At 38.3% G+C, this 26964-nt stretch carries 19 protein-coding genes and 1 other RNA gene; 2 read left to right on the top strand and 18 right to left on the bottom strand.

Features of this window, described 5'->3' with window-relative positions:
* Positions 1–36: 36 nt before the first annotated feature.
* The 10 genes from ABIE66_RS13785 to nirB (ABIE66_RS13830) all read right to left on the bottom strand — a co-directional run bounded on the left by ABIE66_RS13785 (position 37) and on the right by nirB (ABIE66_RS13830) (position 13377).
* Complete coding sequence (locus ABIE66_RS13785; RefSeq protein WP_289325129.1) at positions 37–1143, bottom strand: ABC transporter substrate-binding protein; 1107 nt, start codon at positions 1141–1143, stop codon at positions 37–39.
* Positions 1144–1156: 13 nt separating this feature from the next.
* Positions 1157–2164 (bottom strand): TAXI family TRAP transporter solute-binding subunit, encoded by a 1008-nt coding sequence (locus tag ABIE66_RS13790; RefSeq protein ID WP_370015106.1) that lies wholly within the window; start codon positions 2162–2164, stop codon positions 1157–1159.
* 162 nt (positions 2165–2326) lie between these two features.
* Positions 2327–3703, bottom strand: coding sequence for a sigma-54-dependent transcriptional regulator (locus ABIE66_RS13795; RefSeq protein ID WP_370015107.1), 1377 nt, complete (start codon positions 3701–3703; stop codon positions 2327–2329).
* Between the two features lie 24 nt (positions 3704–3727).
* Positions 3728–5737, bottom strand: coding sequence for a transporter substrate-binding domain-containing protein (locus tag ABIE66_RS13800; RefSeq protein WP_370015108.1), 2010 nt, complete (start codon positions 5735–5737; stop codon positions 3728–3730).
* 613 nt (positions 5738–6350) lie between these two features.
* The gene (locus ABIE66_RS13805) at positions 6351–6812 is read right to left on the bottom strand and encodes a hypothetical protein (RefSeq protein WP_370015109.1); all 462 of its coding nucleotides are present in this window, start codon (positions 6810–6812) and stop codon (positions 6351–6353) included.
* Positions 6813–7190: 378 nt separating this feature from the next.
* A complete protein-coding gene (locus ABIE66_RS13810; protein ID WP_370015111.1) occupies positions 7191–7511 on the bottom strand; it encodes a hypothetical protein in 321 nt (106 codons plus the stop codon).
* A 467-nt stretch (positions 7512–7978) separates the two neighbouring features.
* The gene (locus ABIE66_RS13815) at positions 7979–8404 is read right to left on the bottom strand and encodes an OsmC family protein (protein WP_289325135.1); all 426 of its coding nucleotides are present in this window, start codon (positions 8402–8404) and stop codon (positions 7979–7981) included.
* Between the two features lie 309 nt (positions 8405–8713).
* Positions 8714–10333 carry a family 14 glycosylhydrolase gene (locus tag ABIE66_RS13820; RefSeq protein ID WP_370015113.1) on the bottom strand — a complete coding sequence of 540 codons (1620 nt, stop codon included), beginning with the start codon at positions 10331–10333 and terminating at the stop codon, positions 8714–8716.
* Between the two features lie 291 nt (positions 10334–10624).
* On the bottom strand, positions 10625–10942 hold the full coding sequence (gene nirD / locus ABIE66_RS13825) for a nitrite reductase small subunit NirD (protein ID WP_289316353.1): 318 nt from the start codon (positions 10940–10942) through the stop codon (positions 10625–10627).
* A 17-nt stretch (positions 10943–10959) separates the two neighbouring features.
* Positions 10960–13377 (bottom strand): nitrite reductase large subunit NirB, encoded by a 2418-nt coding sequence (nirB, locus tag ABIE66_RS13830; protein WP_370015115.1) that lies wholly within the window; start codon positions 13375–13377, stop codon positions 10960–10962.
* A 195-nt stretch (positions 13378–13572) separates the two neighbouring features.
* On the opposite strand from nirB (ABIE66_RS13830), the gene ABIE66_RS13835 reads away from it, so the two are divergent.
* Complete coding sequence (locus ABIE66_RS13835) at positions 13573–13911, top strand: MerR family transcriptional regulator (protein ID WP_289316351.1); 339 nt, start codon at positions 13573–13575, stop codon at positions 13909–13911.
* 270 nt (positions 13912–14181) lie between these two features.
* Here the strand turns inward: ABIE66_RS13835 and cobA are convergent, their stop codons facing one another.
* The 4 genes from cobA to ABIE66_RS13855 form a co-directional block, all read right to left on the bottom strand.
* Positions 14182–14952 carry a uroporphyrinogen-III C-methyltransferase gene (gene cobA / locus ABIE66_RS13840; RefSeq protein ID WP_370015116.1) on the bottom strand — a complete coding sequence of 257 codons (771 nt, stop codon included), beginning with the start codon at positions 14950–14952 and terminating at the stop codon, positions 14182–14184.
* Between the two features lie 152 nt (positions 14953–15104).
* Positions 15105–17255 (bottom strand): assimilatory nitrate reductase catalytic subunit NasC, encoded by a 2151-nt coding sequence (nasC, locus tag ABIE66_RS13845; RefSeq protein ID WP_370015117.1) that lies wholly within the window; start codon positions 17253–17255, stop codon positions 15105–15107.
* A 112-nt stretch (positions 17256–17367) separates the two neighbouring features.
* A complete protein-coding gene (gene nirB, locus ABIE66_RS13850; RefSeq protein ID WP_370015118.1) occupies positions 17368–19689 on the bottom strand; it encodes a nitrite reductase large subunit NirB in 2322 nt (773 codons plus the stop codon).
* 57 nt (positions 19690–19746) lie between these two features.
* Positions 19747–20952: a nitrate/nitrite transporter gene (locus ABIE66_RS13855; protein WP_370015119.1), complete on the bottom strand. Its 1206-nt coding sequence runs from the start codon at positions 20950–20952 to the stop codon at positions 19747–19749.
* A 585-nt stretch (positions 20953–21537) separates the two neighbouring features.
* Here ABIE66_RS13855 and ABIE66_RS13860 point away from each other — a divergent pair.
* A complete protein-coding gene (locus ABIE66_RS13860) occupies positions 21538–22080 on the top strand; it encodes a ribonuclease H-like YkuK family protein (protein ID WP_370015120.1) in 543 nt (180 codons plus the stop codon).
* A gap of 162 nt (positions 22081–22242) precedes the next feature.
* Here ABIE66_RS13860 and ssrS read toward each other — a convergent pair.
* The 4 genes from ssrS to ABIE66_RS13880 form a co-directional block, all read right to left on the bottom strand.
* Positions 22243–22429, bottom strand: a non-coding RNA gene (gene ssrS, locus ABIE66_RS13865) — 6S RNA.
* A 114-nt stretch (positions 22430–22543) separates the two neighbouring features.
* Positions 22544–24025, bottom strand: a complete 1482-nt coding sequence (locus tag ABIE66_RS13870; RefSeq protein WP_370015121.1) for a UDP-N-acetylmuramoyl-L-alanyl-D-glutamate--2,6-diaminopimelate ligase — start codon at positions 24023–24025, stop codon at positions 22544–22546.
* Positions 24026–24366: 341 nt separating this feature from the next.
* Complete coding sequence (locus tag ABIE66_RS13875; protein ID WP_370015122.1) at positions 24367–25617, bottom strand: MFS transporter; 1251 nt, start codon at positions 25615–25617, stop codon at positions 24367–24369.
* A gap of 447 nt (positions 25618–26064) precedes the next feature.
* Positions 26065–26946 (bottom strand): mechanosensitive ion channel family protein, encoded by an 882-nt coding sequence (locus ABIE66_RS13880; RefSeq protein WP_370015123.1) that lies wholly within the window; start codon positions 26944–26946, stop codon positions 26065–26067.
* Between the last annotated feature and the right edge of the window lie 18 nt (positions 26947–26964).

Consider the following 26964-nt stretch of genomic DNA (forward strand, 5'->3'; position numbering starts at 1 on the left):
TTTTTTAATACTTCCATGTGATCAACACGCTCCTTATTATTTGAGTTTTTTCCCTAATTCAGGAGTAACCTCTTTCGCCCATCTGTCTGACACCTCAGCACGGATTTCTGCAAACTTGGCGAAATCAGGTTTGAATGTTTTATCACTTGCTTTAAGGCCGATTGACTCTTCATATTTCTCTGGGATTTTCATGCCTTCCACCGTCGGATAAAATCCTTTTTCGGAAATTAGTGCTTGTGCTTCTTCACTGACTACATAGTTGATGAATTCTAGGGCTTCTTTGCTATTAGGCGTATTCTTCACTAGACCAGCGCTGAAAGCTTGAAGCGGCACACCTTCTTTAGGCACCGCCATCTTAATAGGAATTCCTGAAACGGCTAGTTCACCTATGGAATAACTACCCATGACTGTTACGTCAGCAGCTCCCTGTTGGATAGCTGGCATCATTTGCGTTGAGTTTTTATAAAATGTATTGGAGTATCCTGCAAGGTCTTTTGCCTTTTCAAGACCTGGTTCCATGTCTTCCGTGCTGCCGCCGTTTGCAATCGCCAGACCATTAAGGGTATTGAAACCCCAGTCATTCGTAATATCTGAAAATGCCGTTTTACCCTCGTAATCCGGGGAGACAAGATCATTCCATGATTCAATTGATTTTAACCCTTTCTTTTTAAAGGTTTCCGTATTATAAGCTGGTGCAATGACTAAGCCGAATGCTGGCGCGGCAGCATTTTCAATCGGAATGAATCGGGGATCCACCGATTTCATATTGGGAACATTGGACTCATCAATTGGTACGATCAGTTCCTTCTCCTTAGCGCGTATTACATCAACCGGTACAAAAAGGGCAACATCTATTTGCGGAGCGTTCTTCTGTAATTCCACTTTAGAAAGGATTTCACCTGATAAACCGGAAATATAATTAACAGTGATTCCCGTTTCTTCTTTGAACTTTGGAGCGATCACATCTCGGATGGCGCTTTCGATGACCCCGCCATTACCGGCTATCGTTATTTTCTTCTCCCCTTTTTCACCTGTACTCGTTTGAACAGATTCCCCCGGCTTTTGCGGAGTAGGATTACCACACCCCGCAAGTGCGATCAATGCGATTATCGATAAAAGACATATTAGTTTTTTCAAAGTCATTACCTCCCGTTTTTCATTGATTTTCAATCATTCCTTGTTCAGTAAAATAATTCATGGCCCCTGAATGAAAATCCATTGGAACTTGTTTGGTTGCTTCCTCTATTGAAATATCAGAAGCCGCCGGATGTGTTTGCTGCAGTTCAGGCAGATGTTCATATAATGTTTTCACAAGATTGTAAGCATGCGGGTCAGACATTTCCTTGTAGGTTACCAGGACATTTTTAATTGATATCGTTTGGACATTTTTTTTCATTCCCTTGTATGTATCTCTGGGAATTTCATTATGAGTATAACCTCCATATTGTTTTTGAAGACGTTCAATGATCGCCCCCGGTATTGGTATGAAAGTCAGCTCCGTCTGATTGGATATGAAAGCGATTTCATTATTCGGAAGTCCCGAAGAAAAGAAAGCTGCATCAATGGTACCATTTCGTAATGCTTCTGCTGATTGAGAAAAAGAAAGATAGGATAAATTCAATTGATCGGTCGGCAAATCAGATTCTAACAGTATCCGTTCTGCAATAAGCCTTGTACCGCTTCCTGTCGTACCCACACTAATGCGTTTACCAACTAAATCTTCTAAGGAATCAATATCATTTTGTTTAGTAGTAACAATTTGAACATAATTGGAATATAGGGCCGTTAAAGCTCTTAACTTGGATTTATCCGTTTCAGGCAAATCAAGTACATCCACTGTGGTAAAACCAATTTCTGCCCGATGGCGGCTAACCAATTCAGTATTTTCGATGGAAGCATGGGTTACCTGGGTTCCTGAAACAGCTCCATTATATTTTTCATACATGTTTGACAATCTTTTTCCTAATGAAAAATAAACACCTGTCATATCTCCGGTTGCAATGATTAGCAGCCTATTATTTAAATCCTGTCCTTCAGAAGTTAATTGACTCTGAATCAAGGTAGTAGCAGGTTTGGATATTTCCTGCTGCTCATTCATAAAAGAACATCCTGTCATGAAACAAAATAACAAAGCGACTTTTATAAAGAGTGCTCCATTTTTCATCGTGGCCCTCCTTTCTTAATGTACTTAGATGCAAATATCATGCCAAGTCGATTTTCTGCTTTAAAACGCAAATCCTGCCGATTTATTGTTTGGAATACCCGTTTAAACCGGCAATTTTTGCCGGTTACCCAGAAAAAAATGCCGGTTCCCCCTATAAGTCTTTTATTCTTCTTTTGAAATGAGCTTAATTTTATCCCGAAGGCTTCTTTCTGAAATTTTTAGAATTTGAGCTGTTTTTTGCCGATGATTTTTACAGTATTGAAGAGTGGCCGTTATAACTTTTTCCTCTATTTCTTTCATAGATATGCCAATAGGAATCCTGAAACTGTTAAAATCATCGTCATTGCCATCCGGCTGGAGAATGAACTTCTGTTCTTGAACATATTGCGGCAAATCGGTATCTTCCATGCTTTTCGAGTTTGATAGGGCAACAGCATATTCTATAATGTTACCAAGCTCACGGACATTCCCAGGGTAATGATAATCCAGTAAAATTCGACGTGCGGTTGCCGAGAACGTCTTATCTTCACGATTCATATCCCTAGCATGCTTTTTTATAAAATAATCCATAAGGATCGGTAAATCTTCTTTTCTATCTCTTAAAGGCGGCATGGAGATGGGAATGACATTTAGCCTAAAATACAAATCCTCCCTAAATTCCCCTTCCATCACCATTTGTTCCAGGTTTTTATTGGCTGCACTTATAATACGGACATCCAGTGAGATTTTTGTATTGGATCCCAGAGGCGTCACTTCCCGTTCCTGTAATACCCGTAATAATTTGGCTTGAAGAGGAAGTGGCATTTCACTAATCTCATCCAGAAAAAGGATGCCTCCATTAGCAGCAACGAATTTCCCTTCCTTCCTCTGAGTTGCACCGGAAAATGCTCCCTTCTCGTAACCGAACAATTCAGATTCCAGCAGCATCTCAGGAATTGCTGCACAATTGACAATCTGCATGGGGTTGTTTTTCCTTCTTCCTAGTGTATGGATGTTTCGGGCTACCAGCTCTTTTCCAGTTCCACTTTCACCCGTGATAAGAACACTTGAATCAATATCTTTCACTCTTTCGATCATTGAAAAAATACGCTGCATCGCCTTGCTGTTACCAAGAAAATTACCAAATCTCTTTTGAATCTCTAATTCTTCATGTAAAGTCTCCAATTGATTGGACATCTGTTTGAATTCGGCTGCCCTCATCAAGAGCAAAGAAAGTTCTTCTATATTAATTGGCTTTTCAATATAGTAGTAGGCCCCTTTTTTTATGGCCTCGATGGAAGTTTCTATGGATGAATAGGCAGTCATCATGATGATTGTCACGTTAGGTGCTATTTGTTTGATTTTCTGTAGGACATCAAGTCCACTTTTATTTCCTATTCTAAGATCAAGTAAAACAATATCAAAAGGCTGATTGTCGATCTTTCGAAGACCTTCATCCGGGTCCGTTGTTGTAACGACTTGATAAGAATCTTCCAAGGCAAAGCTAAGAGCGGTGCAAATAGCAGGTTCATCATCGATCACCAATACATGCATTTTCATATTACTCCTCCTCCTTCCAAGCTTCTATTCGATATATAAAGGTAGTAAAATGATGAATTTCGTTCCTGAATTAGGATAACTTTTCACATGGATATCTCCGTTATTTTCCTTAACTAGCCTATAAGATAACGTAAGCCCCAAACCGACTCCCTTTTCTTTATTTGTGAAAAAAGGTTCGAAAATATGGTTCAGTTCCTCCTGTTTCATCCCTTTCCCCGTATCGGATATGGTAATCCGCCCTGTCTTTTCGTTCTCTTTATCAATTGTGATTTTAATGTTCTTTTCCTCGGTTTCTTCAACAGCATGAATCGAATTTAACACCAAGTTTAAAAGAACCTGGTGAATTTGTTGTAAATCTATATAAAATATAAGGTCATCATCAATCGTCTGCTCGAAATTTATTTGTTTCTTTTCCATTGTCACCTTATGAAAAGCAAGTAATGATATAAGTTCATGTGCGTAGCAATTCGTTATATTTGGCGGGCGCGGACGTGCATATTCAATTAAATCGGTAACGATCGCATTCAGTCGGTTTACTTCAGTAGGCAAGTGTTCCATTAGCACTTGTCGGAATTGGGGGTTATCATATTTACTCGGAAGTAAATCTATGAATGTTTTGATAGATGTTAAAGGATTCCTGATTTCATGTGCGACACCTGCAACTAGTTGTCCAAGAGCGTGCAGCTTTTCTTGTGTGACCAATTTTTTCTCCAATGTTTTCTTTTCAGTCTCATCATTCATGGAAAGTAAGTATCCGGTTTGCATTTCTTCAGAATTGAACATCTTATGCATCGAATAGGAAATCACCTTCTGTTCATTTTCCTCATTAAATACCAAGATCCGAAAAGTACCCGTACGATTATCCTCATTCTGTTCTTGATTGAAAGCTTCGAAATTCTTCATTAATTGCGAATGATTCATAAGATTCAGAATCATTTCCTTGGAAATGTTGAGAATGTCCGAAGCCTTTGCATTGCAGCTGGTAATCATGAAATCGAGATCGAATGTTATGATTCCAGTATTGATATTGTTTAAGATTTGATCTTTGAACGCTTTACCATTTGCGATGTTTTGCCGTTGTTTCTCTAAATCCTTATTTAATAAATGTAATTTCAACGTCTGGTTATGAACGGATTTTTTTAGCTTCTGATTCCATATGTAAATGATTAGAAGGATAAGTGCTACCGCAGTTAAGATTATGATCAACCAGAATATGAATTGCTCCAGCCTGGCAATTTTTTGATTGGACTGTGGCATGACCCATTTATCGATTATCCCGTTGATATTTCGGTTTGCTTTAAGTTCTGTGAGTGTATTGTCCATCATGAAAAGAAGCGATTGATTCCCTTTTTTCACTGCTATCGTATAATCCGCGGGTTCAATGACTTCATCGAGAATGATATAATTCTTTTCTTGGCGGAACTTTTTCAAATAGAAGCCTGCAGTCCATTTGTTTCCGATGAATACATCTGCACGGTTGTTCAATAATGTTAAAATACCCGAGTATTGATTCGAAACGGTCGTTAAATTTGTATTCCTCATATTGAGAAATGTACTGATTACTGGAGTGTTATAGTCAAGGACAACATGTGAATCACGTAAATCCGTTAACGTATGAATATCCTGTTTCCTTTTACTAGGAATGATTATTGATTGGGACATTGTAAAATAGGATTGAGTGAAATCAAGTTGGTTATCTTTTTCGGTATTATAGGTGCTTCCAACAATTGCATCAATTGTTCCATTACTTAAGGCTTTTTCCGCTTCTTGCATCCCCATCGGAATATATTTGAAATCTACGCCATTATATTTTGCTATTTCCTCCATTAAATCAATATTAATCCCTGTCAGCTCACCAGCTTCATTTTCAAATGAAAATGGAGCAAGAGCACTTTCTCCAGCAATTATAAATGTTTTTTGTTCAGCAAAAACAGCGGGAGACCATAATGTTTGAACAAAGAATATAAAGCAAAATATACTTAGTTTAAACAGCTGTTTTTTAATTAAGAGCCCTCCTTTTACGTTGAAATTCATGCAGTCAGTATTCCTCGGCTAAAAAACATCATGATAATAATACTTCTCCAATTACGACTTGAACCCTTTAAAATGTAAAAGTTTCTTAGGATAATCTGACACAATCCAACAATAACCAACAAAATGGGTATGTGTTTCTGAATGAATAACCTGTCCTAACCTGGATTTTGCATTGTTGGATTAAAATTAAAGTAGAGCTTCTTCTATTTCTTTCTCATGCTTAAAAACGCTACATTAGCTCCTTAACGAAATAAATATAAACCCAGCAACATTTGCTGGGTTTGCCAAAAAAAGAGCCAGTTGATTCAGAAATACGCTCCCTTTCCGCCGACTGTCTGCTCAAGCCCTCCTCGCCGTAAGCGTCTGTGGGGTCTTGGCAAGCCAGTTATGGCAGGAGTGTCACAAATTTCTTCAAAGTAAAAAACTTAAAGGATAAACTAGTCTTAAACAAGTTCGAAATGAGACCCGCTTACAGTTTTTTCATTTTAAAAAAGTCCAGTCGATTGGAACGGAAGGTACGAGCCTCCACATGCACAAAGAGCGCCGAGGGCGGACCGTCCGCGGAAAGAGGTGCCTGGAGAGTGGAGAGGAAATCATTTTCAAACCCTCAAGATTATTTTTCGTTTTCAAGGCTTTTTATCATTTGCCGTAACGCTCCCAGATGATAAGCAGAGTGGGCAATGGTCGCATTTACATTTGTCAGCCATTCCTCTAAATCGATTGAATCGATTTCTGCCAATAGAGTTACATATTCTTTATGTAATCCTTCCCTGATTTCAGCCCATTTCACCTCATCAACAGCAGCAATGGTCCAGCTTGCGCCCCAATCTTTTTCAAAGTCTGCGCCACTGATCATTGTGCGGATCACCCATAAATAATATCGTATGTGGTCTGAGTGAGCAGCTATAGTCGATCCATTTATGGAAAGTGAAGCGTCTTTTGCGGTTAAACCATCAAGTGTCCCAAAAACCCCTGTATTCGGTCTTGATTCAGTATAATAGCTCCCATCATTTCCGGGTCCCTCAAACGTTTCTTTCAAAAGCGTTTTGATTGAACTCGCTAACGTTTCGCCCATCACAATTCCCCCTCAAGTGTTTTAATCCACTCCATTACTATAATACACTAAGACAAATCAATAATCGTTTTTATATTGTAAAATAAATCCAAACATTTCACGAATGAAAGAGTTACACGCTCACCGAAGCATTTGGAAGGTTAGGATTACAACGAACAAGAGAAAAACCTCACTTAAGTCTAATATTACTGGCTTGGATTAAAAAATATGATTAATTTTAATTATCGACAGCTTCCTTTTACTTTCGAGTACAGTTCAAAGTCTAAGGGGAGGGTAATTATTAAATAACAAAAATAAGGCCATCTCCTAAATGATATGGACGGCCTTATTTTTATCTGAAAATATGATTCATTCTTGAAAGCATGCCATGCAAAGCCATTAGTAGCTTTTCAAACGCTCCTCCAAGGACAAAATTCTAAACTTTAACTCTTGATTCGAGTCTAAGCCACCTACTACAATTTGGTTATCTTCCGTAATGGTGACATATCTGAAGGTCTCATCACCGTGGATCTTTATTTTTGTTTCCAATGTCGTTTCCATTTTTGCAAAGACTTCATCTGTGTATTTAAGTGGAAGAAAATCATCTAATCCTTCGTCGGGGCTGCCGAGCCACTTAAACATGAAATCTTTCAATGAATATTGTTCAATCATCGATAAATGATTTTTAAAAATTAATTTGTCAATTGTTATCTCTTTCAACTTAACCACTCCTCAATAATATATAAAGTTTATATGGATAAACTCTTAACATCAAGGGTATTCCAATGACAAACGATTACATTTTGATTACTTGGTGACTAAATAAACCCATATATTCCGATAAATGGTTCAGGACAATGGGATGTGAGCTTTCCTGAAAAACAATTTGAAGGTAAATATTTTCTTTACTGGAGAAAAGAGTTGATTATTTAATGTCCTAGGGAAATACGCCTTGTATTAACATTAAGAGGAATTGATTCTGCAGTTGTCACTTTTGTGCATAGCTTTTAATGTGACTTATTGAAATATTTTAATATTTGTTACCTCTTTACTGACTGTACAAACAAAAAGATTCATTCTATAAAACGTTCATTCCAGTCAAAAACAGCCTCCATTTCTTTAAGGAAATGAAGGCTGCCTTTCTTAAACGATAAATCTAATAACAATTTACTCATAAATGATAGTGCTTAGATTTCTTGTTTTCCTTTAACTCCATTTATTGAATAGCTCATTTTAATGTTGGCATTTAATGAGTGATATACTGAACAGTAGGTATTTTTCGACAATTGAATCGCACGGACCACTTTATCTTCAGGCAGTTCCCCCTCCAATAAATAGTGGATATTAAAATCGGTAAAACGTTTTGGATGGTTTTCTGCCCGTGACCCTTCTATTTCTATTTGAAAGGCCATTGTTTCAAATCGCATTTTTTTCAAAATCATTACAATATCTATTCCTGTGCACCCGGCAAGGGAATGTAACAGTAACTCTGTGGGTCTTGCTCCACTATTTTTTCCTCCTACTTCTTCGGCAGCATCGATCTTTATTTCATGTCCTGACGGAGTTGTGCCAGAAAAGGCCATTTCCCCTGTCCATGTAATCATTGTTTTCATTTGTATCAATTCCTCCCTTTCTTATTGTTTTTCCTAAAAATAGTCCACATGTCTATTTAATGAAAGTACAGGTCAATTAAGTATTAAATAATATTTTCCCCATTTTTTATCGAGGTTTTATTCATTTGGATAATTTGCTCAATTGGTACTTCTACACAGGAGATGGTTTTTGCATTGTATTCATTTCAAAAAATAGTAGAGATAACTTGTGATGATAAGCTTTCAATACCTTATATTCTTCCCGCAATCCCTTCTTAGTTAGTCATAAAACTTAAGACATCATTTCGACAGGATCCTATATATAACCATCTACCATGAAGTTTTATAGTTTCCTATTCCACTCAAAGGAGTTTTATAACTATTATTTTCTCCATCTTGCCAAGTAATATTGCCATTTTCATCTTTTATTACGAACTTGAATTCATAGTATCGATCCGCGGCTAAACGGAATGTTCCGCTCCAGCTGCCTTCTTTATTTTGTGTGAGTTTATATTCGTAATCTTCTGGATTCCATCGGCCTATTTCTCCTCTATCCCCAATTAAGTAGACTCCCTGTGTGGAAGGTACATTTTCAACTGTGAATGTAACTGGAATCGATTTGCCTTCCAATTTATCTGCCATCATCCTTAACTCATTTGTTGGATTTCCTTCATCATCGAATAAATATGACATCCTTAGCAAGGTAAAGCCCTCAAAATCATAGTTAAAAACCATTTCTGCTATATTGTCAAAGCCCCATTCATTATTGATCAGTGGGAGTGCGTTTTCCCCGTTTAATGAAATTCCTTTTTGATTGGCTAAAGTGGCAATATGGGTCACCAACGTTTTAGGAGCACTATATGATGGTGCATTATGTGCGTCTTGATCTCCCATTTCCAAACAGGTGAACGTGAGGGCCATATTGGATTTCTTAAACTGATTCAGTAGTTGGGAGTAGTTATAGTACCCTGCACTATATTCTGCTGAATGCGGCAGTACTGGATCGTTCATTTTCCAATGGACACCTGAGATTTTAGCTCCGATTGGTACGCCGAAGACTTCATCAAAATGTTTATGGGCAAATTTCGAGATTTTTGAAAGATGTTTTTCAAGTGCACCTTGATACCACTGCATGAAATCTTTTCCAAATTGTGTGTCGACTGCTCCTCCTCTTGTGAAAAATTCATCCCCGTTACCTGGCGGCTGAATCTCCCTCCAGTTTTTATAATTTTTTCCCCAAGCAGCATTTAATTTTTTTATCGTTGAATACTTCTCTCTCATGGTAAGCCTGAAATCCCGTTTCGCCCCTTCTGTATAAGCTTGAAGCTGTCCCCTTTCAGGATATTCCCAGCCATCTGCATTTTGATAGGAGGGATATCTTAGTTCCCCAGCTGGACCTGCACTTAGATATATTTTAGCTATTAAATCCTTCTCATCAGCAAAGTTTTTTGCAAAGGATTTGTACAATTCTTCGTATTGATCAGCTGTACCTTCCCACCAAGGAGCAAGTACCTCCTTATTCCAGTAACCACTTTCACTCTTGAATGCCATGTTTTCGGCAGAGTCTATATTCCAAAGCCAACTCGGGATGGGATAGTTACAATCATCTCCCACATTACCGCCGCATTGATGTGTAGATAAAATGGGCACCCATTTTAAACCGGAAGCTTTCACTGTCTCCCCATATTTTTTATAATAAGACCAATCAAATTGATTATCTTTTTTACTCTCGACCAATCCCCACCAGATATCTGTCGTTATTGCGTATACTCCATTTTCCTTCAACTGAATCAACTTTGCTTCAAATACATCCCAATCTGTTATTTCACCCAATGGGGCCATCACATAAAGCTTGTAATCTGGTTTTACTTCTGCTGATCCGGGTGAAGTACTTGATAATGGAACGAAATACAGCATGAAGGTAAAAACGCCAATAGATAATTTTTTCATAAAAACGCCAACCTTTCCCCTATAACTTATTCAATTGTGGAAATTTTCGAACGTTATTGAAATCGCTTACTTGCATTCGGTCAATAAAGTCTATCCTTTACTAGAAAGTATATTTGTTTTGGAAATATTTATCAATTACTTTGTGAGGAATACAGTCATTTGAAGTGAAAATTTAGTTCATAGCTCCTCAAAGAAAGAAAAATGGATAGTCCTATAAAAGACTATCCAGTAACGGGTTATATTTATTCACCAATATTTCTCATTTTCTATACCAATGTTTTACATGCATTTTTATAGAACAATATATACATCCCCATTTTCTATTGCAACATTGAATGTCTTTACGCAGCCATTATCAGGTTTTTGGACTTCTCCATTCACGACACTGATTTTCCAGTCATGCATCGGGCAAAAGACGTGATCACCACTCACAATACCTTCCACCAGTACTCCACCTTTATGTGGGCAACGATTTTCAATAGCTCGGAATTCACCATTTGCTAAATGAAAAAGAGCAATTTCATGTGATCCTATCGTTACTGTTTTCCCCAGATTTTTTGGCATCTCATTTACTGTTGAAACCTTTATCTTTTGAAGAGTTTTCCCCATTTAGGATTCCCCCAAATTCATTTATTTGATATAACTGGAATTTTCACTTTTTGAAATAAATCGGTTTGGATCGCATTGCTCTCAATAATTTCTTTCCACGGTTCTTGCAATACCGATAAGGCCTCATTTAAACGTTGATTAAGCTCAATCCTTTTTTGCTTATCACCGATAACCGCTTTAATGGTATCGAACCCTACACGCTCAACCCAGACAGACGTTCTTTCTAAATAGTTGGCAGTCTCTCGATAATGTTGGATGTATGCACCTGTAATTTCGATTACCTCATCACTAGTTTTCACTTTGCATAATAATTCAGCAGCTCTTAAATGTGTTCCGCCGTTGCCGCCAATATAAATTTCCCACGCACCGTCAACACCGACAACACCAAGATCTTTGATACCGGATTCAGCACAATTACGGGGGCATGCCGACACAGCCATTTTAACCTTATGCGGTGTGCCTACACGTTCAAATTTCTTCTCCAGGGCAATGCCCAATCCAATCGAATCTTGAGTGCCAAAGCGGCAAAAGTTTTCACCGACGCATGTTTTCACTGTTCGAAGGGTTTTTCCATAAGCATATCCAGAAGGCATATCCAGATCGGCCCAAACGCTTGGTAGATCGTCTTTCTCTACGCCGAACAAATCTATTCTCTGCCCGCCTGTGACCTTTAGTAACTTAACATTATACTTATCGGCAACATTTGCTATTTTCCGTAATTGATCGGGATTAGTGACGCCGCCATACATTCTTGGCACAACAGAAAATGTACCATCCTTTTGAATATTTGCATGTAACCTTTCATTTACATAGCGGGACTCTTTTTCATCTTCATATTCAACAGGATGAATCATACCTAAGTAATAGTTCAATGCCGGTTTACACTTCGAACATCCATCACTTGTATTCCAGCCGAGAACATTCATGACTTCTCGAGTATGGGTCAAATTCTTTTCGCGTATTTCAGCAACAACCTCATCTCTAGTTAAAGTGGTGCAAGTGCATATGGATTCCTTTTGATTTGACTTGCTGAAATCATCGCCCAATGTAAGCTCCAGAATATCACCGACTAACGGCTTGCAACCCCCACATGATCTTGAAGCATTTGTGCAGCCTTTTACCTCATCAATACTTGTTAACCCTTTAGATTCGATAGCCGATACAATATCGCCCTTCGTTACACCATTACAGCCACAGATAATTTCTTCGTTTGACATCGCACTGACAAGACTAATACTGAGTTCTTCACTCGTTCCAGCTATTAAATATTCGGAAACTTCGGCATTTTTATTGATCATGCTCAAAAGGTTATTGCTTTCCTTTGTATCCCCAAATAATACCGCACCAGAAATTTTCCCATTTCGGATCATTACTTTTTTGTAAGTACCGTTCCATTCATTAAATTCCTTGATTGATTTGGCCTTTTCATCCTCGAAAATTTCCCCCGCCGAAAATACATCAACACCAGATACTTTTAACTTGGTAGACAGTACTGAACCCTCGTAAGCTTCGCCTTTAAGTCCGCAAATCCTTTTCGCTAACACTTTGCCCTGTTCATAAAGGGGAGCGACCAAACCATACACCATCTCACGGTGTTCCGCACATTCACCAACGGCATAAATATTCAGGATTCCAGTCTCCATATAATCGTTCACAATAATTCCTCGATTGACAGGGATGCCGCTATTTTTGGCCAATTGAATATTTGGTTTGATTCCAACTGCCATGACCACTAAATCGGCGCTGATTTCCTCACCATCTCTAAAGCGTAATCCTTTAACATCAGTCTCACCAAAAATCTCCTGCGTTTGTTTACCAAGATAAAAATTCATTCCCTGGCTTTCAAGTTCCTTTTGCAACATTTTTCCTGCTGTTGGATCGAGCTGCCTATCCATCAAATATTCCGCAAGATGAATGACATCAACCTGCATACCTAGATTCAAAAGGCCTCTAGCTGCTTCAAGACCCAATAACCCTCCACCAATGACTGCTGCCTTTTTATTATTTTTTGAATATTCAATCATTTTTTCACAATCTTCTATATTTCGAAAAGCTGTCACTCCTTTTTTATCCGCCCCATTTATCGGTAGAATGAAAGGAATTGATCCGGTAGCTAAAATTAACTGATCATATTCGACTTCACGATTTCCATCTGAGTATATGATTTGTTTAATTGTGTCGATATTCGTTACTGTTTCACCTGAAAACAGTGTAATATTGTTATCTTTGTACCAGTTCCAATCATTTATTGTAATATCATCTATCGACGTAGCACCTTGCAATACATTCGATAGTTGGATTCGATTGTAATTCGGATGTGGCTCACTTCCGAAGACAGTAACTTCATACCTTTCCGGTTGAATTTTCATAATTTCTTCTATACATCTAACTCCTGCCATACCATTCCCAATTAGTACCAATTTTTGCTTCGTCATGTATTGTCCTCCAATAAGATTTTTTTGAAAGGATTATGTATTTGATTATAGGTGACGGCAATATTTATAACAACAAGTGTGTTATATAATCTAACATGATTTTTGAAAATTAATAATTAATGTTAGTTTTTATTACAAATATTCAGAAAATTAGGATATAATATCATTATTGATCTAGCCTAAATCAAAAATGAGGTGATTTTCATCGTTCAGCCACAAAAAGATTCTTATATTGACAGAAAAGTAATTTCCATAGGAGTAGTAAGAGAATTAACCGGTCTATCAGATAGACAAATTCGGTATTACGAAGAAAGAAAACTCGTTTTCCCCGAAAGGTCTAAAGGAGGTAGCCGTAAATACTCCTTTTCCGATGTCAAGGCATTAGTGGAAATCGCAGATAAAATAGAGGATGGAGTACAAACCAATGAAATTAGACAGGAAAAAATAAAGGAAAATAGAAAAATCGAACAGGAAAAAATGCGAAAGAAAATGCTGCAAGGTCAATTAAATGCACACTTTGGCACACGTAATTGATTTATGCTAGCGCTCCGGAAATATTAGCCGATCCAATACGGTTTTTATAACCGTCAATAGTTAGACTTCCATAAACCCATACAGTACGACTGGACATGATATCATGTCCAGTTTTCAATTTTCATTGCAGTTGAACCATTCCCCTTTTTGGATTAAAGAAGGGAAACTCAAACCCAAAAAAGGGACTATAAATACAGGACAGGGATCCCTTACAATTAAAGGGGAATTGACTAAATGCAAAATAACAAATATCCACTAATCATTCCACTTCTATGCAAACTCCTTATCTTCTTTCTTCTCTGAAAACCATGATAATTTATCGGATAACTTCACCACTTCTCCTATTACAATCATTGCGGGATTAGCGACCTGCTCTCGTTTAACAAGCTCCACAATTGTATCGATTGTGCCTATAACAGTTCGTTGAAAACCTGTCGTTCCCTGTTCAATGACAGCTATAGCAGTTTGAGGGTCCTTTCCGCAGGATCGTAATTGGTTACATATATAAGGAAGGTTTTTAATACCCATATAAATAGCAATGGTGTCAACACCATTAGCCAAATGATTCCAGTGGATGTTATCAGGTTTGCCAGTCACGCAGTGTCCCGAGACAATTGCGAAGGTACTCCCCCAATCCCTATGAGTCACGGGAATTCCTGCATAAGCTGGAGCAGCAATTCCAGATGTGATACCAGGAACTATTTCAAATTGAATTCCGTGCTTTACTAGCTCTTCTGCCTCATCGCCGCCTCGTCCAAAGATGAAAGGATCTCCCCCTTTTAGCCGAACGACCGTTTTTCCTTCCATTGATTTACTAATTAACATTTGGTGAATGTCCCCTTGAGAGACACAATGGTTTCCAGGTGCTTTACCACAATAAATGAATTCAGCTTCGGCCTTCCCGTATAACAGCAATTCACGATTTACCAATCGATCATACATGATAACATCTGCTTGTTTGATACATTTGGTTGCTTTGACAGTAATTAAGTCCGGATCACCGGGTCCAGCTCCAACAATATAGACCTTACCTTTTCCCATCCTTTTTCCCCTTTTTTGATAGTCATGAATAAGCGCCTTTTTCCTTAAAACTTAATTGGTATGGAATACAGTCCGCTTAGGCTCTATCTTATTAGATTTTGATTAAACTAGATTTTGATAATTGATTATGTTGAATGGGAAGTAATCTCCCTTTAATTGGACATTATCTCAACTATGGGATTTACTTTTACGGCACTTACTTTAAAACCTGGCATTTTGCATGTCGGGTCTAACTCCTGTGAAACGAGGAGATTGACATTTTGTGAGTCTGCCCAATGAAAAGGAACGAATATAGTATCTTGACGAATAGTTTCTGACCATTTACTTCTTACAACGATACTTCCCCGCCTTGATTCAATTTTTACCAACGTAGTATCTGGAATATGATATTTCTTGGCTGTTTCAGGATGAATTTCCATATATGATTCAAAATTTCTTGCTGCTAATGATGAGCTTTTTCTCGTTTGCACTCCTGTTAAATAATGTGACATGATTCTTCCTGTTGTTAAATAAAGTGGAAACTCCGTACATGGCTGTTCTTTTGGAACAATAGGCACATTATTAACCACAACCATATCTGCCTTTCCATCCGGGTGGGCAAAAGAAGTTTCGAACAACCTTTTTGTCCCTTTATGGTCAAGGGTTGGGCATGGCCACAAAATGCCTCCTTCTTTTCTTAGACGATCATAGGTTATCCCATAATAATCAGAAGTTCCCCCGCGGCTTGCCACTCTTAATTCATTGAAAATCTCATTTGCAGATTGAAAGGAAAAATGCTCCCCTTTTCCAAGTGCTTTTGCTATATCACAAATTATTTGCCAATCATGCTTGACTTCACCGGGTTTTGAAAAACTTGCTTCCCGCAATGTTACCCGTCCCTCTAAATTTGTCATCGTTCCTTCATCCTCTAAATAAGACGATGTAGGTAAAATTAAATCAGCCAATCTAGCAGTTTCTGAAACAAACATATCTACTGATACAAGAAACTTTAATTTCTTCAAAGCCTTTTTGACAAAGTTTGCATTGGGATTGGAAACAACTGGATTAGAACACATTAAAAACATGCCGGTTATTTCACCTTCATTTATTTTCTCTATCATTTCGTATGCTGAGACACCTTTACGTGGCAAATCAGCCTCATCGATTCCCCATATTCGTGCAATATGTAATCTGTGTTCCTCATTTTCGATCAAACGATAACCCGGCAGTTGGTCTGCCTTTTGCCCATGCTCTCTTGCCCCCTGCCCATTTCCCTGTCCAGTAATTGCTCCATAGCCCGAATTCACTTTTCCGATTTTACCTGTAGTGATGAGAATATTAAGAAAATTCCGAACGGCGGCAGAACCATCCGTTTGCTGCTCAACACCCCTTGCTGTAAAAATCATACCTGATTCTTCTTTCCCGAACATTGTAGCCGCTTTCCGGATTTGATCGCTTGGAACCCCAGTCATCTCTGAAATTTCTTCCAACTCTAAAGATGAAACATACTCTTTAACTTCATCAAAGCCATTTGCACGTTCCCGAATAAATGTTTCATCAGTAAAACCCTCTTCGATAATTACTTTCAATAATCCGTTTGCCAAGGCGGCATCCATCCCTGGTTTTACTTTTAGATGTAAGTCAGCCAGTTTCGTTGTTGCTGTTTCTCGGGGATCCACAGCAATTATATACGCCCCGTTTTCTTTTGCTTTCTCAAAGTACGGCATGATTGTTGGCTGGCATTCCGCAATATTTGTGCCTGCCAAAATAATACACTTCGTGAACGGAACCTCTGACAAGCTGTTCGTTAGGCCCCTATCCATACCAAATGTTTGGCTTGCTGCCGAAGCAGCTGCGGACATGCACAAACGCCCATTATAATCTATATACTTTGTTTTTAAAGCTACTCTTGCAAATTTTCCAAGCAAGTATGCTTCTTCATTCGATATGGAGGCACTCCCGTAAACAGATAATGCATTTATACCATCCTCCGTTTGAATCTTAGCGAAATTCTCCTTAATGTGGTTTAATGCTTCCTCCCAAGAAATGCGAACAAATTCCCCATCTTTTTTTAATAATGGGTATTTAATTCGATCGTTATGCAAAGCATGTTGGTGTGCATTCATACCTTTAATGCATAAGCGCCCCTCTGAGGTTGGATTATCTTTTCCAATCGTCATATACTTTTTTCTTGTGACTATTGTTTGTTCCAAAAGCTGCATCTTACATTGCATGCTGCAAAATGGACATTGTGTATCATACCTTTTTTCTGATTGGACCTCCTGTTGCTTCATGCGGAAATACTTTAATAATAATTCAGTCAAGCTCCTCACCCTTTGCTCATGGATTTCTTTGGATCGTATTCATGTTACAAGCATTTACTCGTATCTCTTAGAAGCATCAAAAGGTACTTGCCACTTTAGTTCTTTCCCTGAGCTACGCCATTTCCAATCGTTGAGAAAGTTGCTGACTAAGTTCCTTATCAAACAATACTTCCCTTACATGAATTAAACCCACTCGTTCAATCCATTGCCAAGTCCTTTCTAAGTAATTAGCCGTTTCACGATAATATTGAATAAAGCCGATGATGATTTCAATTGCTTCTTCATTTGTCCCGGCTACACATAACAGTTCACCGGCACGCACATTACGCCCGCTGCTTCCCCCTACATAGATTTCCCAGCCCCTGTCAACACCCATAACACCTATATCTTTCGTTGTTGATCCTGCACCATTGTGCATACAAGCAGATATGCCCATCTTAATGCGGTAAGGTGTTAAAAGATGCTCAAATCTTTTTTCCAGGTCTACAGCAAGTGAAAGGGATTGCTGTTTGTCACATTGGCAAACATGTTCCCCGATACATGTTTTGACGTTTTGAACGGTATTGCCATATTTCGAACTTAATGGCATGTCTAAATCAGCCCAAACACCTGGGAGATCTTCTTTTTTTATACCCATTAAATGAATCCTTTGTTCACTTGTTATTGCCACCTGCGATATATCATATTTATCAGCAACATTTGCAATTTTTCGCAAGTCTTTCGCATTCGTCATACCGCCGTACATTTGTGGGATAACAGAGTAATGGTTATCGCTTTGAACTGTTGCATTCTTTTGGTCGTTTATGAAAAGAGTTTGCTGTCTGGTCTCATACTCTGGATGAATCATTCCTAAATAATAGCTCAGGGCTGGCCTGCATATTGAACAACCTTCGTTATTTCCCCATTCCAGAACATCCATCACAGCTTGAACAGATGTTAAGTCTTGGAGCTGCATTTGATACACGACTTCATCTTCCGTTAAGGTCGTACATGGGCACATTACCTTTTGTACATTAGCCTCATCAGAAAGATTACTTTGAATATATGCCAAAAGCTCGGTCACTGCCGGCTTACACCCACCGCAAGAACCGGAAGCCTTTGTACATTGTTTTACTTGTTCCACTGTTGTTAATCCTTTATTTTGAACGGCATCAATAATTGCCCCTTTTGAAACAGCGTTACAATTGCAAATGATATCATGATTTGCCATTGAAGCGATTAGTCCCTCAGTAGTACCAGGTGTTTGGAACAGTGCACCCTTTTCCTCCGATGATACTTCTTGTCTCTTTAAAATCATATCAAGTAATCGTGTGCTGGCCTTTGTATCTCCATACAGCACAGCACCGATGATTTTTCTTCCTTGAAAGACCACCTTTTTATAAATACCATCTAATTCATCAAAGGTTGTGATTGATTTCGTTGTTTCATCACCTAGGAAATCTCCAACAGAGAATAACTCAACACCTGATACTTTCAACTGGGTCGAAAGAACAGAACCTTGGTATCCCTGGCATTTCATCTCACAAATGTGCTTTGCCAGCACTTCCCCCTGTTCATATAGAGGTTTCACCAGTCCATAGACAATGCCTTGATGTTCAGCACATTCACCAACCGCATAAATATTAGCGACGCTTGTTTCTAAATAGTCGTTTACAATAATGGCACGATTTATATCAATTCCGCTTTCTTTGGCCAACTGAATATTCGGTCTGACTCCCGCAGCCATAACGACTAAATCGGCTTCCAGCTCCGTTCCATCCTTAAAACGGACACGTTCTACACGCTCGTTACCGATTATCTCCTGTGTTTCCTTTTGTAAAAGAAAGTGCATTCCCTGGTTTTTCAACTCTTTTTGCAGCAAAATGGATGCCGTTGAATCAAGCTGCCTTTCCATTAAGTGTTCAGCAATATGAACAACATTCACTTCCATGCCAAGGTTTAACAGCCCTCTCGCTGCTTCTAAACCTAATAAACCGCCTCCAATGACGACTGCCTTTTTATACTTCCGTGAATTTTCAATCATCTTTTGGCAATCTTCAATCGTCCGAAATGCAATAACCCCTTCTTTATCAACACCGGTAACAGGAAGAATAAATGGGACAGAACCTGTAGCAATTATGAGCTTATCGTAGTAAACTTCCCTTCTTTTGTCTGTTTTTATCTTTTGAGTCTCTTTATCGATTTTCACGACCGTTTCACCCGTGAACAATTGGATATTATGCTTCGTATACCAGTTTCGTTCATTTATCGCGATATCTTCAAACGAAGTGTTTCCTTGAAGCACAGTCGACAATAAGATTCGATTATAGTTAACGTGTGGTTCACTTCCGAAAATAGTAATCTCGAAAGCATTTGGATTATTCATTATGATCGCCTCAACGCATCGTAATCCCGCCATTCCGTTCCCAATTAAGACCAGTTTTTGTTTATACATTTTATCCCCCCAAAAAACAAGTAATGAAATAAGCCAATAAAAGTAGTAAACATGGTTCTAAATCTTAACTGAATTCTTTCCGAGTACCCACGTTTTTCTCCATGAAAGCTGAGCTAGAACCAGGATTAGTAACGCCACGATTCCAATTATGGAAAATACTAAAAATCCTGTAGCGTATGTCCCAGTTATCTGTTTCAACGTTCCTAGTATGTTTGGAACCAAGAATCCGCCAACGCCTCCGGCAGCTCCTACAATTCCTGTAATGAAACCAATTTCTTTAGAAAATCGCTGTGGAACTAACTGAAAGACAGCCCCGTTACCCATACCGAGAAATAACATTCCGATAAACAGTAAAATCGTAACGGTAGAAAAAGAATAAAGAAAACTAATACCGAACATACATAATGTTAGTCCAATAAATAAAAACATTAGCAGTTTAACTCCACCTATTTTATCGGCAATAAAGCCTCCGACGGGACGAAAGAAACTTCCGGCGATGACACATAATGTAACAAATTCCCCTGCCCTTATTCGTGTTAACCCATATTCATCAACAAAAAAGATGCTTAAAAAGCTAGTGAACCCAACAAATCCCCCAAAAGTCACACTGTAGAGAATACAGAAATACCATGTATCTGCTATTTTAAATACTGTGAAATATTCCTTGAGCGGTTTTGCAGGCGGTTGAGATGGTGCGTCTTTTGCGATTAAAATATAAATGACAAACACGATGGTTAATGGAATCAAAGCTAACCCCATAACATTATGCCAGCCAATTGACTCTGCGATACGCGGTCCAAACAGGGTCGCAAACAGAGTTCCGCTGTTACCGGCTCCCGCAATGCCCATCGCAAGACCCTGCAAATGAGGGGGATACCAGCGACTAGCCATTGGAAGTGCTGCAGCAAAACTTGCACCAGCCACTCCTAGCAAAATCCCAATTAAATAGAGCTCCGCTAAACTTTCTCCGAATAACCATCCCCAAAAAAGTGGAATCATCGTAACAAGCATCCCGCCGATCGAGGTTTTCCGTGGACCGATGCGATCAGTCAAAAAACCAAGAACGAGCCGGAAAAACGAGCCTCCCAAAATCGGAATAGCTACAATCAAACCTTTTTCAGCTGGCGAAAGACCGAAATCCTTTGTAATATAGACACCGAGCGCACCTAATAATACCCAAATCATAAAACTAATATCAAAATAAAGGAATGAAGCTAATAATGACGGTGCATGACCGCTTTTTTTCAATTCAGTTATTTTCATTTTCATCTCTCCCATACTTTATTAATTGAATATTCGTTTATTTTACTCTTATAAAAGCGAGAATTCTTTGTTTATGTGAGAAAACATTACACACTTTTTTTTGAAAGTTATAAAATTTGAGTACTTTATATTGGTTATTTGTTAAAATTTTAATAATTTCAATTAGGTTTTCTTCTATAAACATAACTCCGCCATAGGAATTGAATGATATTCGGGTTTCTAAGGTGATATAAAGTCACAAGCTTTAAGTATTTTCCAGTTAAAGACGAGATACACCAATCGAATACTCCAATAAGTTTTTCGTAATATTCTCCTTACAAAAAAAGAGAAGCCTAATGCACAGGCTTCTCTTCGTTACAAATTCCTCATTCTTAAATCGCAAACATTACATATGTACAAGATTTAGCAATCATAAGCACATCTCATTGTTGAATTACCCTCAAATGATGACCATCATCATTTAACGGCGGGTTCTTCCCACGGCACGAAACAAGGACCTCCTTCATATGATGTGTTATGAGCGGCATGTAGATATTTGATATTTAATAATCAGATTATATCCGAGGAAAGGTTGGGTGCAATAATATGAAGCAAAATTCAATTCATAACATTCCATTTCAAAATCTTCAAGAAAAAAACATGTCATTCGAAGAGGTATTCGTTCATATTGTAGAATTCATGAAATTAAATCCATCCGGTAACTTTCGATTAATGGTTGGTACAGATTCGCAAGTACATAAAAAACATACGGTTTTCATTACAGGCATCGTAATACGGCAGGTCGGGAATGGTGTGTGGGGTTGTATAAGGAAAGTGATGATCCCTAGAAGGATGCTGCATTTACATGAGCGAATTTCCAAAGAATTGTCGTTAACTGAGGAGATTGTATCCATGTTTACGGAGGAAAGGAAAAATCAGTTAATCGATATTGTCCTGCCTGCCGTATATCAAGGGGCAACGTTCATCATGGAAGGCCATATTGATATAGGGATTGGAAAGCGGAACAAAACCAGTGAGTTTGTAAATGAAATGGTAGCAAGGATGGAATCCATGGGAGTGGAACCGAAAATTAAGCCCAATGCCTTCGTTGCCTCAAGTTATGCCAACCGATATACAAAAAAAGAGTGATGTCTCCAAAGAAGTAAATCTATGAACAATGGCATTTTCTTCAAAATGCTTTTCGGTTTGGTTTTTCAGACTATAAAGCGGTACATGCAATTCATTTAGTGCATTAATTATTGGAAAAACCAAAAAACCGGCCTCGAAGCGAGACCGGTTTCAATATTAAAGATGTAAGCCGCCATTGCCGTACCCAGTAAGAAAGTTTTAAACCACCACTCCTCAAAGTGGGTGTTTGCAGAAACAATCCTGTTGTCCAAGTCAGTGACGAGGCATAACATTCCTGTTTCAATATAAAACTCCCTATTACAGCTTAAAGGTTAAAACTTTATTATCATTACGAACAGTGCAGCTTGTATTTTTATATTACAGGAAATCCTCAAATCATACAATGTTAATTATCACCATTAACTGGCCATTCAAATATAAAATGGCTTTCGAATGGAAATGGATAGCATTCGTTAGTATCAAATTATTGATCAAAATAACCGATAAAATCACCTTGGTCTTTATTTTGTAGATATAATACCGTTTCTTTGTCAGAAATAGTAGGCAATCCGAAATCTTGTTCATACCTCTCTATACCTTTTCCTGTAATGATAATCCAATCCCCTTCCTTACCTTCGTGTATTGCCTCCTGGATGGCAAAAGTCCTATCTGGAATAACCTTCCCATTACCAGAAGAGTAATCGCTTTGCAGTTTATTGAGTGACGATTCCATCACATCAATTCCCTCCGAATTCAAATCATCCATCGTCAAAATCGATACATCACTATATTCCGATGATACTTTAACCATTTCTGCCCTTTTGGTTGTATCTCGACCACCTCGGAAACCAAAGATATGAAAAATCTTTTCCGCCCCGCATTCTTTGGCAGTTTGAAGCATGTGATGAATGGCATCAGCAGTATGAGCATAATCGATGACTATTGTCGGTCCATCTTCTTTCTTATACATTTCAAATCTTCCTGGCACACCAGAAAATTGTTTTAGTGACATGAGAATTTCCTCTTTTTTGATCGGAAACATCTTCGCTATGGAATACGCTGCGGTTGCGTTATATAAATTATGAAGTCCAGGTAATGGTAATTCAATTTTCACAAAGTCATGATGCTCATTCAATAAAATAAAGGGGGTCGTTGCGGTATTATAATTGGTGATCGTTAAATCGAAGCGATTGGATTTTCCAAATACATAGGTACTGACATTTTTCTCCCGTAAGTATTCTTGTAGTTTTTCTCCCCAGAAATCATCTCCATTAATAATCGCAAGACCATTGGGTTTCAATTTTTCAAAAAGCAGTAATTTAGCCAGGAAATAATCCTCCATCGTACCGTGGAAGTCAAGATGGTCATGATATAAATTCGTGAAGACACAGAAATCAAATTCAATTCCTTCTAAACGATATTGAGCTAAACCATGCGAAGACACTTCCATAATGACAACCATGTCCTTACTGGCAGCCAGCAAGGAATTCAATTCAATGGTACCTGGAGTCGTATTATGGGAATCGACTTTGTTTCCATTGATAATATGCTGTATCGTCCCAATGACGGAACAGGTTACCCCATTCTCTTCTAATATTTGTTGAAGCATATAGCTTGTTGTGGTTTTTCCGTTTGTACCCGTAATTCCTATCATAATTTTTTGATTGCTGGGATCCCCGTAAAACCTTTTCGCGATTGTTCCTAATGCTTTTCGACTGTTTCCTACACGTAGATAAGGAACATCCAATCCCTTAATATCACGTTCGCCTATTACAACCGATGCCCCTAGACGTATTGCATCTTTAATGTAATTATGGCCATCGGCCTTATATCCGTTTACGGCAACAAAAAGGTATCCATCCTTAATTTCTTTAGAATTATCGGTTACCCCTGTGATGGATATATCTTCAATGTCCTTCGGCAGATCCCAGTTTATTTCTTCTTTCATTATGTCTTTAAGGATCATTAACTTTTCTCCTTTATCATTTAAGCTATTCACATATCTGTTGTTATAAATATGACCTTCAAAAATGCATAAGTAACAACAAGCCATTATTAGTATTTACCAGTAGTCTAAAAATAATTGTTTATCCAGAATTTGTTGTTGGAAAAAATATCGCTCCGTTGAGTCTACCGGGATAGATTTTAACCTTGTCACAGAAAGAAAAATAGAAAAGCAGCCGGAATTGGCTGCCTTTTTTTGGTCCTATATGGATATAGCTAAGTTACACCCTTTTGAGTTGAATGGAGAATTTTTTCTTTTATTCCCCAGTAATTCACTAGGTTACAACACTTTTTCCATGCCTATTAGTGAGTTTCCAGGGTTTGTGTTTCCGCCTTTTGATTGTACAATGGCAAAATGAAAACCATACCTAGAATAAAAAAGAATGCCGCGGTTTCAAAAATGGCGACGAGTGAAAATTGCTCCTTCAACACGCCTGCCGCACTCATAGTCAAAACCATCGAACCAGTGAATAATGGGCTTAAGATTCCATTGACCCTTCCAATGAACTCGCCTTCTGTCCTCTGCAATATCAATGTATTGATCCCTATTTGAATACAAGGCAGCATCAACCCATTAAAGAACTCGGCAGTAAGTGTTATCCAAAGATTTGTTGACAGCCCCATTACCGCCAATCCAATGGCATTCACAAGCATTCCTAAAGCTAATAATCTCTGAGGTGCCACCTTTTTGGCAAAAATCATCACACCAGCTCCGCCTAAAATCATACCGAACCCATTCACCATAAATAACCATTGTAGGTTTTCCTTAGGCAGGTGGAGTTGTTCGGTAACAAGGAATATCGAAAGCGGTTGAATGAAACCCAGTCCGAGCCCGGCGGCTAAAAAACATAAACCAAGCAGACTTAGTTCTTTTTTTCGCAACACGTAGCTCACTCCGCTTTTCATTTCTTGCCATAATGTTGTTTTTGCAGTTTCTACATCCAGTTCGCGATCTTTTGGAAGGAAAGCGAGTGCTCCAGCTGAAAGTAAAAACGCCAAGCCGGTGATTCCAATCGAGATATTGATTCCGAATGATTGGTAGGCAAATGTACCGAGAATCGGACCTAGAACCATAAATACTGCGAAGACGGTCTGATAAACTGACATCCCTGTCTGAATTTGACTTTCTGGTAAGTGCATCTTAAATAGCTTCATGCCTGATGGCTGAGAAAATTGAGAAAGTATCGCCGAAATCAACGTTGCAAAAAACACCATTTTCCAACTACCGAAGATAAGTGCGATAAGCACAGCAAAAACGGATATTGCACTTAAAATATCACACCAAACCATCGTTTTTTTCGGACTCCAGCGGTCAGCAAAAGTTCCACCAATAAATGAAAAAATGAAAATTGGTGCGAATTCCGCTACTGAAATCATTGAAATGGCAAAGGCATCACCGTTTGTCTTTTCCATGACGAATAACAAAACGGCAAAATTTCGTACCCAGATTCCTATTTGTAAAAACAAGCCTGAAAAGATAATGGCCTGAAAAACACGATTTTTAAATATGTTCTGTTCCTTATTACTTAATGGTAAAGATGTGTTTTTTTCCAATATAAAAACCTCCTGAGAAATTTCTGGACAGGAGGCAGTACAATACAAATTTAAAAAGGCAAAATATTCCTAATGGAAGGAACACAATGATCTTTGTTTGTATTTTAATGTACAGACTAATCCTATCCAGAAAAAAAGATCGTATTTATCACGCATTTTTTTCTTAAAGAATAGGATTAAATGATCATCGTTTCAAGGTCACCCTTCCATTTTATGTTAATTTCATAATAATCGATTTAATCTGATAAATCAAGGTAAAATCCATAAAAATAATACTTTTTTTGGCGAGGCGTGTTCAATTTTTTGTACAAAAAAACGGACTTCCTTTAAAAGAAAGCCCTTTTATATCCTTAAGTTTTAAGGATATGTAGCTGAGTAATGTTAGTGCCGTTTGTTACACTTCACGCTCATTATCTTCATGACCTCAAGCAAGTGTGATTCTTCTTTTCAGCTCCCCATCATACGTTCATGATTCTGATTTGCCTGTACAAGCAAATGGGATGATGGCATTAGAATTTGATGCTCATGTAAAGCAGTCATCATTTCAAACCTCACACTTCTTGCTGTTTCAAAGTAATGTTCAGGTTTAACAAGTCCGACTAAGCATAGTTCATATCCAACATATTTGAGATTCGGATTTAAATCCGTAATGCCAATGTATCTAAAATCCTCTTCAGGTGTACCATCCTCTAGCCTTAGCAGGGTTTCACCATACTTCTCATTGCAGATAATGCATATATCTTCCAACAGCCGTTTTACCTTTTCAGGATTTTCTTGGTAACTTACTGTAATGCGCTCAATGATTCGCATTCTCCCTTTATTAAAATTTTGAATCGTCCTGATTTCACTGTGTGGGATTGTCAGCAATTTTCCTGACCATTCCCTGATCTGCATGAACCGGATACCGATTTCCTCTACGGTTCCGGAACTTGTCCCATTGAAAGTCACAAAATTCCCTACTCGGAATTCATTATCTGACAGCCTTACAAATCCCAATAAGATATCTTTAAGCATTTGCTGTGCCGCAAATCCGATAACGACCCCTACAATCCCAGCTCCAGCTAAAATTCCTTTTAGGTCTATGAACTGTCCAATCAGATAAATGAGGAAAATCGCAGCAATGCCGTACCTAAGTGTAGAACGAGTAACCCCCTGTATCGTTTTTTCCACTTCTTCATCAAAAAAGGCGGACCTCTTAAAGAACCATTCGACCATTTTATTCAAAATATAATAAACCGCCATTAACAGTAATGCCGATATAAAAAGCCTCATTAATAAGAATTCTTCCAGGAAATCCAAAGCACGCTCAGTTATATTCAAGAAGTCCATGTTCCACCTACATTTCCA

Source organism: Peribacillus sp. B2I2 (assembly GCF_041261685.1).
GTDB lineage: Bacteria > Bacillota > Bacilli > Bacillales > DSM-1321 > Peribacillus.

What these genes read in the sequence shown, in the direction of transcription:
- ABIE66_RS13785 (WP_289325129.1), bottom strand. Translation starts at nt 1,143, where the DNA reads ATGACTTTGAAAAAACTAATATGTCTTTTATCGATAATCGCATTGATC.
- ABIE66_RS13790 (WP_370015106.1), bottom strand. Translation starts at nt 2,164, where the DNA reads ATGAAAAATGGAGCACTCTTTATAAAAGTCGCTTTGTTATTTTGTTTC.
- ABIE66_RS13795 (WP_370015107.1), bottom strand. Translation starts at nt 3,703, where the DNA reads ATGAAAATGCATGTATTGGTGATCGATGATGAACCTGCTATTTGCACC.
- ABIE66_RS13800 (WP_370015108.1), bottom strand. Translation starts at nt 5,737, where the DNA reads ATGAATTTCAACGTAAAAGGAGGGCTCTTAATTAAAAAACAGCTGTTT.
- ABIE66_RS13805 (WP_370015109.1), bottom strand. Translation starts at nt 6,812, where the DNA reads ATGGGCGAAACGTTAGCGAGTTCAATCAAAACGCTTTTGAAAGAAACG.
- ABIE66_RS13815 (WP_289325135.1), bottom strand. Translation starts at nt 8,404, where the DNA reads ATGAAAACAATGATTACATGGACAGGGGAAATGGCCTTTTCTGGCACA.
- ABIE66_RS13820 (WP_370015113.1), bottom strand. Translation starts at nt 10,333, where the DNA reads ATGAAAAAATTATCTATTGGCGTTTTTACCTTCATGCTGTATTTCGTT.
- nirD (WP_289316353.1), bottom strand. Translation starts at nt 10,942, where the DNA reads ATGGGGAAAACTCTTCAAAAGATAAAGGTTTCAACAGTAAATGAGATG.
- nirB (WP_370015115.1), bottom strand. Translation starts at nt 13,377, where the DNA reads ATGACGAAGCAAAAATTGGTACTAATTGGGAATGGTATGGCAGGAGTT.
- cobA (WP_370015116.1), bottom strand. Translation starts at nt 14,952, where the DNA reads ATGGGAAAAGGTAAGGTCTATATTGTTGGAGCTGGACCCGGTGATCCG.
- nirB (WP_370015118.1), bottom strand. Translation starts at nt 19,689, where the DNA reads ATGTATAAACAAAAACTGGTCTTAATTGGGAACGGAATGGCGGGATTA.
- ABIE66_RS13855 (WP_370015119.1), bottom strand. Translation starts at nt 20,952, where the DNA reads ATGAAAATAACTGAATTGAAAAAAAGCGGTCATGCACCGTCATTATTA.
- ABIE66_RS13860 (WP_370015120.1), top strand. Translation starts at nt 21,538, where the DNA reads ATGAAGCAAAATTCAATTCATAACATTCCATTTCAAAATCTTCAAGAA.
- ABIE66_RS13870 (WP_370015121.1), bottom strand. Translation starts at nt 24,025, where the DNA reads ATGATCCTTAAAGACATAATGAAAGAAGAAATAAACTGGGATCTGCCG.
- ABIE66_RS13880 (WP_370015123.1), bottom strand. Translation starts at nt 26,946, where the DNA reads ATGGACTTCTTGAATATAACTGAGCGTGCTTTGGATTTCCTGGAAGAA.